We start from the raw sequence: 8,775 nt of genomic DNA on the forward strand, positions 1-8,775 counted from the left end.
AACTAAGCAGACTAAGGCGCTGTGCTAGGTCCGCTGCGAGCGATCTGCGGACGTCAAAAAGATAGCTACAGGGATGTTCTCTACATTAAACATAATAACCCAGCGCCAAACCGATCATTGAGTACACCTATTGCCGCAATAGTTAGCACGATCACAATGCCAGCATTTATTGTTAATAATGCAATAGTAACCATGGTTATCATTATCTCATCGAAAGCAAACACGCTTTCAACCATACAAACCAAGGATAATGACCATGAAAACTATCAAAGCTATGTCTATCGCCGCCGTTGCCGCTCTTTCACTGATGTCAGCAGCCAGCTTCGCGCAGAGCGTTACCGCAACGTCCCTGACTATGGACGGTGCCGAGGCCAAAATCGCCGCGCAGGCCCAGCAGCAGGGCGCGCAGTACAAAATCATTGAGGCCAGCAACGGCAACGTCGTTCACATGACCGCTGAGCTGTACAAATAACGGATGGTCGCAAAAGGAAGTGCCAGAAAAGGTCGCCCACGGGCGGCCTTTTTTGTATCTGAACTGTTATACAGGCAAATTGAAAAGAACATCCCAGCAGCGAACCTAAGCAGTGCCTTCGACTGGCGTTCCCTGGTGAAAAATCAGAGTCCAGTGTCCTTTATCCGAATACAGCCAGCAGGAAGAACGCAATGCAGGACGACTGCCGTCAGCATAAGACGTCCGGTAGTGAAGCATGGCGCAGCCTTCACCCATTTCGGTGAGTCGGAAATTACTGCTGATAATAGGCGATGCAGTTTTCTCGTTTAATAGCGACGTGATCGTCTCTGAGCGGTCAACTATCACGCCTGAACGTGTGATTTCTAGGAATTCAGGGTGGAGAAGCCGCTCAAGCCACTCCCGGTCGTTTCGCCTGTCATCGTGAAGGCTGCATTCCAGCAACCTGAGCTTTTCCAGAAGCATTCTGCTTATCCTCAAGTGATCCTACCGGATGCTATCTTCTAACATAAAAGTGCTTCACTGAACCGCTGCAGGCTCTCAGCGTGGTTGCAACTTAGAGGCAGTTTTGAGCGAACAGCAGACATTCGCACTTGTTCTCATTGATGCTGAGCAATGTCTCACCGTCAAACTCAGTCCTGGCAATCAGGCTGAAACCTTACCCCGCGGATCATCAATGTGCTGTTTCGCCACGTCGTAACGAATACCCTCACGATTAAGGATGCGGACATGTTTCACCACGGTCGCCAGCGCTTTCAGGAATGTCTCTGAGTGTTCGTGTCGCTCATAGGCTTCAATGTCCGCCCAGCCCTCTGACAGATGAAAAGCATCTGGATTCACCAGGTCTTGAGAGAAGGCATAAAATACACAGCCAGGCAGCTGCTGTGCTGCCTGCATTTCAGGCTTTACAGCATCAATGAAGGTTTGGCGGTCATCAGGGTGTACGCGATAGTAAGCGCTGACGATGATTTCAGTCGGTTGGGTTTTGTCATGATCGCCCGCAGAAGAAATGCGTGTGTCAGCTGTATTAATACTCATTTTTTATCTCCAGTTATTTTTAATCGAATGCAAAAACCGCTTCAGGCGGACTGCTCGCCACTGAATGCACGCCATGCGGCGAGGGTATCCAGCGATTCCCGCAGCAGTTTGATTTTTCCCTCTTCAGCCACCAACCTTCCGGCATAAGTCTGCTTGTATACTCGGTCGGTGCCCGCCAGTTCGGCTTCTACGCTGTATTCGCCAAAGGCCTGTGTTGGGGTATCGATAAAGAACTGGATATTGCGGAAGCGGAAATCTGGAATTTTAACCAGCAATCCGGCGATAAAGTGTTCGATTTCAGCCGGCCCCTGCACTCTGTGCGGCAGGCTGAGCGTTTGCAGATAGGGCAGTTCCAACACGCCATCTGCGGCAAAAAGGGCCGCGGCGGCTTTAGGATCCTGGATACTGTCAAGGTAGTTCTGGAGTAATTGAACGGCAGTTTTCATGATATGAGTGCTCCTGTTTTCAGTGCCGGACGAGTGTCGGCGGCGTGAAGCAACAATAATGAAACTCAGGAGCAATCAAAACAGCAAAGAATGAAAGTTATCATTTCATAAATGAAATGGTAACGCTTATCACTTAGGCCAGCGCCATTCAGGTTCACTGAGATGTTTGGCAAAGAAGTCTGACAGCACCTTGACCTTCAACGGCCGGCTGCGGGAAGTGGGTGTGACAAAATAGAGCCCGCCTTGTGTCATTGACCACTCATCCAGCAGATGTATCAGGCGACCATCTTTCAGATACTCCGCGGCCATAAATTCTGGCAGTTCCGCAATCCCCAAGCCCGCCAGCAGGGGCGGCAGCAGGGCGTCAGAGTTGGTCACGCGCAACGGTCCGCTCGGGACAATATCTTCCTGCGCGCCGGAATCATGCGTGAGCGCCATACCTGGCTTCTGGCACGATAGGCATAACTGAAGCACTGCCGGGAAGTGAGTTCACGCGGATGCTGCGGTACCCCCTGCTCAGCGAGATAAGCCGGTGAGGCCACCAAATATTGCGTCACGGCACACAGCCTGCGCGCCACCAGCGAAGAGTCCGGTAATGCGGCAATACGTAACGCGGCATCAAAGCCTTCGGCAATCAGATCAACTGAGGCATCGGACAGATGCAGATCGACACTCAGCTCCGGAAACTGGCGAATAAGTTCTGGCATCAGCGGGGCTACCCAGCGTAAGCCAAACGACATGGGCACCGCTAAGCGCACCTGACCACGAGGCTGCACCGACAGTTCATGGGCTTCGCTTTCCACTTCTTCTGCCTGGCGATACATCTCTGACGCCTTCGCTGCCATGCTTTGACCGAACTCCGTTAACGCCAGTTGGCGAGAGGTCCGGTTAAACAGCCGGCCGCCCAGCCGCTCTTCCAGGCGAGCAACGGCACGTGACACGGTGGGCACGGAAACCCCCATCACTCTGGCTGCCGCCGCAAAAGAACCTTCCTCTGCCACTTTCGCAAACATCGCGAGTCCTTCGAAATCGGGGAATCTGTTCATTTCAAATCTGCAATGATGAGTTTCAAATCATTCTATTTTGAAAGTCTTCGCGCGTCGATATGCTTATTCCATCGCGACAACAACCGCTGTCGTCAATGAGCTGATTCACTTATCACAGGAATATAAGACATGAAAACTCAACGTATCGCTTCAACGCTGTTTGCTTCTTCTCTGCTATTGGGCGCTGCCAGCCTCTCTGCTCCGGCTTTCAGCGCTGACGCTGCACCGCTGGTCACCATCTCAGGCGTTGACCATGCCGGTATCAACGTACCTGACCTGGCTAAGGCCATCGCGTTTTTCCAGACCACCTTTGGCGCCAAGATTGAATCAGACATCACCCCCGGCGCTATCCCGGATGCATGGAAAGCCGCGTTTAACTGGCACCAGTCCAGTGACCTCAAGCGTTTTGTCATGATGCGTCTGCCTGATGGCACCGGAGTTGAACTGTTCCAGTACAGCGGTGCGCAAATCGGCCATACACGTCCTCATCAGGATGATGACGCGGCAACGCATATCGCCCTGAGAACGCAGGATGTGCCCGCCAGTTTTAAGGCGATTCAAAAAGCCGGACTGAAAACCCTGAATGAGCCGGTAACCAACGCCGACGGCACTCAGTGGTTTTATTTCCTGACGCCATGGGGCTCGCAGATTGAACTGGTAGGCAAAGCGAAAGCCGCAAACTGACAGAGGACACAAACATGAAAAAGGTATTCACCCAATCCCTGCTGCTGGCGGTACTGCTGGCCGGGTCACATAACGTATTAGCGGAGAACACAACCATGAACATCACGACGGCTCAACTCGCACCCGAAGGCCTGCAGCAGCTGATCGATCGCCACTTTGCTATCTGGAATAACACCGATGCCGTTGAACGAGAGAAAGCGTTTGCCGCGGTGTACTCCGCAGACTTTTTCGTTGCCGATTATGCCGGACTGAACACAGGGGCGGACCGCGTGAATGCTGCTATCAGTAAAATTCAGGCACAGCATCCGGGCTTTATCTTTACCCCGGCACCTGTCGAGTGGAATCACGGTATTGCCCGTGTGACCTGGGGTTATGGCCCAAAAGACAATCCGACTCTGGTGCGGGGTGAGGATGTGTTCACGGTCAGCGCGGGCCGCTTAACCAGCGCGCGTGTTTTCCTCAATAAATAACGCGACGAATTTGCCCGATTTTTGATTATCCACCTGTGTGGAAAGTGTTTTCCGGATTCGTGCATTTTTTCGCACTCATTAATGACGTTACAGTGCTTACCGAACTCAGCAGCGTGAACTGCTCGGTAACCCGATGACTTTAAAAGCCAATTTAAACTTAGAAAGGAGTTTCACCATGAGTAAAAAACTTGCAGGCAAGATTGCGTTAGTGACGGGCGGTAGCTCAGGTATTGGCCTCGCCTCAGCGCAGGAGCTGGCGGAGCAGGGCGCAAAAGTCTACATCACCGGCCGCCGTCAGGAGGAGCTTGATGCCGCCGTGGCCTTGATTGGACCATCAGCCACCGGGATTCGGGCGGATGCCTCAGTGCTGAGCGATCTCGATACGGTGTTTTCTACGATTGCCAGCGCTTCAGGAAAGCTTGACGTACTGTTCGCGAATGCTGGTGGTGGTGACATGATGCCACTCGGCGCCATCACCGAAGAGCATTTTGACCGTATTTTTGGCACCAACGTACGTGGCGTGCTGTTCACAGTACAGAAGGCGCTTCCGCTGCTGACCAACGGTGCCTCCGTCATTCTTACCGGCTCGACCGCTGCAGCGAAAGGTACCGCCAGCTTCAGCGTTTACAGCGCCAGCAAGGCCGCCGTGCGTAATCTGGCACGCTCCTGGGCGCTAGACCTGAAGGAACGTGGCATCCGCGTCAATGTGGTTAGCCCGGGTCCTGTCCGTACCCCAGGTCTGGGAGGTCTTGTACCCGAAGAGCACCGCCAGGGTTTGTTTGATGCCCTCGCCGCCGGCGTTCCTTTAGGTCGTTTGGGTGAACCGGAAGAGATCGGTAAAACCGTGGCATTCCTGGCGTCTGATGATGCGAGCTTTATTAACGCTGCGGAAATATATGTAGACGGTGGCTTAGCGCAGATTTAATTCACTACCTGACAGACCTTCTTAATTATTTATAAACGCGACGACATTATTATTCATTTTGTCGGTGGATAGCCTTGCGCCATGCATATCAGAACGATGAATAAATGTCGTTGTAAAAGACGACATTTATTCATTCGGACATGACGTCAGGCCAGGAATAACCTGCACATCATCAACGGAGAAACAAAAAATGAGCTTTATTACCACACCTGATACAACTCGTCTTTTTTATAAAGACTGGGGTGACAAAAATGCACAGCCGGTTATTTTCTCACACGGCTGGCCATTGAGTTCAGATGCCTGGGATGGGCAAATGCTTTTCTTGTTACAGCAAGGATATCGTGTGATCGCGCTTGACCGCCGCGGTCATGGTCGCTCCGACCAGCCATCTTACGGCAATGACATGGACACCTACGCCGACGACCTCGCCGTGCTGCTGAATGAGCTGAATGTAAAAAATGCGGTGCTGGTTGGACACTCGACCGGTGGTGGTGAAGTCGCGCATTACATCGGGCGCCATGGCGAAGCTCGCGTAGCAAAAGTGGTGCTGGTTGGTGCGGTTCCGCCCATTATGATTTCATCGGCTGAGTGGCCTGAAGGCACCGATATGACGGTGTTCGATGGCATTCGCAAAGGTGTCTTCGATAACCGTTCGGACTTTTATCTCAACCTCGCTATCCCTTTCTACGGGATGAATCGCGAGGGCGTAGAGATCAACGAAGGCCTGCGCCTGAGCTTCTGGAATCAGGGCATGGCCGGTTCGATTGTCGGTCAGTACGCCTGTATTAAAGAGTTCTCAGAAGTGGATTACACCGAAGATCTGAGAAAAATCACCGTGCCAGCACTGGTCATTCATGGTGATGATGATCAGATCGTCCCGATCGGTCACTCTGGGCTGTTATCTGCGGAGATTATCCCACATGCTGAACTGAAAATTTATCCCGGCGCTTCTCACGGTCTGGCGGCAACCCATCAGGATCAACTTAACCAGGATTTGCTGGAATTTATTCAGTCGTAGGTCATCCAAGCCAGCCACCTCATTTAATTATGAGGTGGTCACGCTATTTAATTTGTTTTTACCCTCCCGCCGCATTTTCCTTTTCATTTTTTGGAATAAAGGCACGCATGCGTATGAAGTTATATCAATTAATTCCCTTCCTGATGGTGCTGTTATTTATGGCGGATGTTGAAGCACAGGATCACGCACATCAGGCTGCTCAGTCTGGCGCTGCTGAATCCGCATTCATCCAGGACAATCAAACAGCGATGGACCGAATGATGACAGCCATGGAGGTCAAGCCATCTGGCAACATCGATGATGATTTTGTGGCGATGATGGCCCCGCACCATCAGGGGGCGATAGACATGGCCATCGCAGAACTCCGCTACGGCACTAATCCGCAGCTTCGCCGTATCGCACAGGAAATCATTGTCACCCAGCAGCAGGAAATCACTGCTATGTATCAGGCACTGAACAAACCGCTGCCACCCGCGCTGGCGGCTCCCGACCAGATTGCGCCAGTAGAGGGTGCAACGCCCTGATAAATCTCACTAATTCTCCTTTTGACAGACCCCCACTGAACAGGATGATGCAATGAAAACGTTATTAAGGACCGGACTTGCTATCGCTGTCGCGCTCTCTACTTTGCCCGCGATGGCAGGTCAGGCTCCCTTTGGTGCTGCAGCCGCCGAGATCCCCCTCAGCCACCATGACCGTGTGTATGCCGCGGAACAGTTCTCGAATACGGTCTCCGTCACCGATCCAGCCAGAAATAAGTTGCTCGGCGTTATCCGATTGGGCGATCCCCAGCCGGCAAACCTCAGCCCTCTGTACAAAGGCCAGGTGTTGGTACACGGCATGGGATTTTCACCGGATCGTAAAACGCTGGTTGTGGTCTCGATTGGCTCAAATTCGGTGAGCTTTATCGATACTGCGACGAACACCGTCAGGCATATCACCTACGTGGGACGTTCTCCGCACGAAGCGTTCTTTACGCCGGATGGAAAAGAAGTGTGGGTGACGGTCCGTGGTGAGGACTACGTTTCGGTACTTGATGCCAGCAGTGGTGAAGGGAAGACACGCATTAAAGTGCCTGGTGGTCCGGGCATGCAGATCTTTTCGCCTGACGGGCAGTACGGTTACGTCTGCTCTTCGTTTAACCCGGAGACCGTGGTGGTTGACGTCAAGACGCACAAAACTGTCGGCTCGGTGAAACAGGCCAGCCCGTTCTGCCCTAACATCGCGGCATCGCCAGACGGTAAACAGGTGTGGTTTACCCTAAAGGACACGGGGAAAGTGCAGGTCTTTAACGCAAGACCGCCATTCAACATTATTAAAACGCTGGATACCGGCCCCATCACCAATCACGTCAACATCGTCGAAAACGCGAAAGGCAGTTTTGCCTGGGTCACGGTCGGTGGTCTGAACCGAGTCAACGTCTATCGCACTGATGACTTCTCACAGGTGGCTTCGATTCCGGTGGGAAATCTCCCGCACGGCCTGTGGCCATCTGGTGACGGGAAGCGTATTTACGTCGGTCTGGAGAATGCCGATGCGCTCACAGCCATTGATACGACGACTTATAAGGTGGTCGCTACCATCCCTATTGGGCAGGCGCCGCAAGCGGTTGCTTATGTGCCTGGTGCTGTGCCGCAAGGGGATGGAATGCAAGGCTTGCAGCCTCTGGGGATTGCCGGCCAGGCAGTGCATCTCCAGTTGAAAAGCGTGGGTGCCGCCAAAAACACGCAGCCGACGACAACAGTTTCACTGTTTGAACAAGGGATAACCCAGGTTCTTCAGGCATCGGCGACGGGTTTAGAACCCAAACAACCTTACCTGCTGGCATTGTCATCGCGAGCCGACGGCAGCGGTGAACTGGAACCCTTGACGCGCTTTATGACTAACCCTGCTGGTGCGGCCATTGTTAATGCGGTTGGACCGATACGGCAGATCGTAGATGCCCGACACGCGGATGAACGTCGCTACCTTGTGATTGCCAAAAGCGACGGCAGCCAACAGGGGAGCGTCGTCCAGGTTCAGGCGCGCTGATACCTAACGGGTGTGGTCAATCCCGTCACTACGCTTCTGCATGACTGAAATTTTGGCTCACTCTTACCCGCCTAAATGGCGGGTTTTTTATGGATTATTACGGCAAGAGTGCATCTAAATTTCATTCATATTTTTTGAATGTTTTCGATAAGTCTCTTTGCTTTTAAACCCAGGCTCGTAAGCGCATCATTATTCCATCGAGGCAGATAGCCTTACAAACTAAATAAATCATTGAGGAACAGACCATGAAAAACATCAAAACTTTCGTTGCAGTTATCGCACTTTCAGTTGTTTCATTTGCCAGCTTTGCTCAGAGCGTCACCGCTTTAGCCTCAACCCTGGATGCTGCAGAAGCGCAGATTGCTGCTCAGGCACATCAGGTCGGTGCTTCATACAAAATTACCGGAGCCCGCTTCAATAACGGCGCCTATATTTCTGCAGAATTGACTAAATAAGCACTGACAAGAGATTAAGGGCCGCCCAAAGCGGCCTTTGTTTTTTTATTGGAGACTAATGCACCTGCAATATGCTCACCCGAGGCGAGTCATTGGGTAGGATTAACAGATGAATTCGATGATCTATCCGATTGTAGCTTGAGTCAGGGGGTTGCTGGTCCTTTTTGAGAGGCAACAGAACGGCGCCTTAGAG

General features: G+C 52.2%; 13 protein-coding genes. 8 read left to right on the plus strand and 5 right to left on the minus strand.

Annotation, left to right across the window (positions count from 1 at the left end; all coding sequences use genetic code 11):
* The first annotated feature begins 256 nt into the window (after positions 1–256).
* Positions 257–472 (plus strand): YdgH/BhsA/McbA-like domain containing protein, encoded by a 216-nt coding sequence (locus tag ACCW76_RS20700; protein ID WP_008102115.1) that lies wholly within the window; start codon positions 257–259, stop codon positions 470–472.
* A gap of 105 nt (positions 473–577) precedes the next feature.
* Here ACCW76_RS20700 and ACCW76_RS20705 read toward each other — a convergent pair whose 3' ends face one another.
* From ACCW76_RS20705 to ACCW76_RS20725, 5 genes are all read right to left on the minus strand, one after another.
* Positions 578–934, minus strand: a complete 357-nt coding sequence (locus ACCW76_RS20705; protein ID WP_436339992.1) for a DUF4440 domain-containing protein — start codon at positions 932–934, stop codon at positions 578–580.
* 180 nt (positions 935–1,114) lie between these two features.
* Positions 1,115–1,507 (minus strand): putative quinol monooxygenase, encoded by a 393-nt coding sequence (locus ACCW76_RS20710; RefSeq protein ID WP_058972796.1) that lies wholly within the window; start codon positions 1,505–1,507, stop codon positions 1,115–1,117.
* 41 nt (positions 1,508–1,548) lie between these two features.
* Positions 1,549–1,953, minus strand: coding sequence for a nuclear transport factor 2 family protein (locus ACCW76_RS20715; RefSeq protein ID WP_436339993.1), 405 nt, complete (start codon positions 1,951–1,953; stop codon positions 1,549–1,551).
* 129 nt (positions 1,954–2,082) lie between these two features.
* Positions 2,083–2,331 (minus strand): LysR substrate-binding domain-containing protein, encoded by a 249-nt coding sequence (locus ACCW76_RS20720; RefSeq protein WP_436339994.1) that lies wholly within the window; start codon positions 2,329–2,331, stop codon positions 2,083–2,085.
* The gene (locus ACCW76_RS20725; protein WP_436339995.1) at positions 2,328–2,966 is read right to left on the minus strand and encodes a LysR family transcriptional regulator; all 639 of its coding nucleotides are present in this window, start codon (positions 2,964–2,966) and stop codon (positions 2,328–2,330) included. Before ACCW76_RS20725 ends, ACCW76_RS20720 begins: the two co-directional genes overlap by 4 nt.
* Before the next feature lie 162 nt (positions 2,967–3,128).
* Between ACCW76_RS20725 and ACCW76_RS20730 the strand changes: the two genes are divergently transcribed.
* The 7 genes from ACCW76_RS20730 (at position 3,129) to ACCW76_RS20760 (ending at position 8,582) form a co-directional block, all read left to right on the plus strand.
* Positions 3,129–3,683, plus strand: coding sequence for a VOC family protein (locus tag ACCW76_RS20730; protein ID WP_436339996.1), 555 nt, complete (start codon positions 3,129–3,131; stop codon positions 3,681–3,683).
* A gap of 14 nt (positions 3,684–3,697) precedes the next feature.
* Positions 3,698–4,153 carry a nuclear transport factor 2 family protein gene (locus ACCW76_RS20735; protein ID WP_436339998.1) on the plus strand — a complete coding sequence of 152 codons (456 nt, stop codon included), beginning with the start codon at positions 3,698–3,700 and terminating at the stop codon, positions 4,151–4,153.
* A gap of 175 nt (positions 4,154–4,328) precedes the next feature.
* Positions 4,329–5,078 carry an SDR family NAD(P)-dependent oxidoreductase gene (locus tag ACCW76_RS20740; RefSeq protein ID WP_436340000.1) on the plus strand — a complete coding sequence of 250 codons (750 nt, stop codon included), beginning with the start codon at positions 4,329–4,331 and terminating at the stop codon, positions 5,076–5,078.
* Between the two features lie 190 nt (positions 5,079–5,268).
* Positions 5,269–6,096: an alpha/beta fold hydrolase gene (locus ACCW76_RS20745; RefSeq protein ID WP_436340001.1), complete on the plus strand. Its 828-nt coding sequence runs from the start codon at positions 5,269–5,271 to the stop codon at positions 6,094–6,096.
* A gap of 113 nt (positions 6,097–6,209) precedes the next feature.
* Positions 6,210–6,620, plus strand: a complete 411-nt coding sequence (locus ACCW76_RS20750) for a DUF305 domain-containing protein (protein ID WP_436340002.1) — start codon at positions 6,210–6,212, stop codon at positions 6,618–6,620.
* Positions 6,621–6,672: 52 nt separating this feature from the next.
* A complete protein-coding gene (locus ACCW76_RS20755) occupies positions 6,673–8,127 on the plus strand; it encodes a YncE family protein (RefSeq protein WP_436340004.1) in 1,455 nt (484 codons plus the stop codon).
* A gap of 245 nt (positions 8,128–8,372) precedes the next feature.
* Entirely contained in the window at positions 8,373–8,582 is a 210-nt protein-coding gene (locus ACCW76_RS20760; protein ID WP_436340005.1) for a DUF1471 domain-containing protein, read from the plus strand.
* Positions 8,583–8,775: the final 193 nt, after the last annotated feature.

Source organism: Pantoea sp. C8B4 (genome assembly GCF_051336905.1).
Lineage (GTDB): Bacteria > Pseudomonadota > Gammaproteobacteria > Enterobacterales > Enterobacteriaceae > Pantoea > Pantoea rwandensis_B.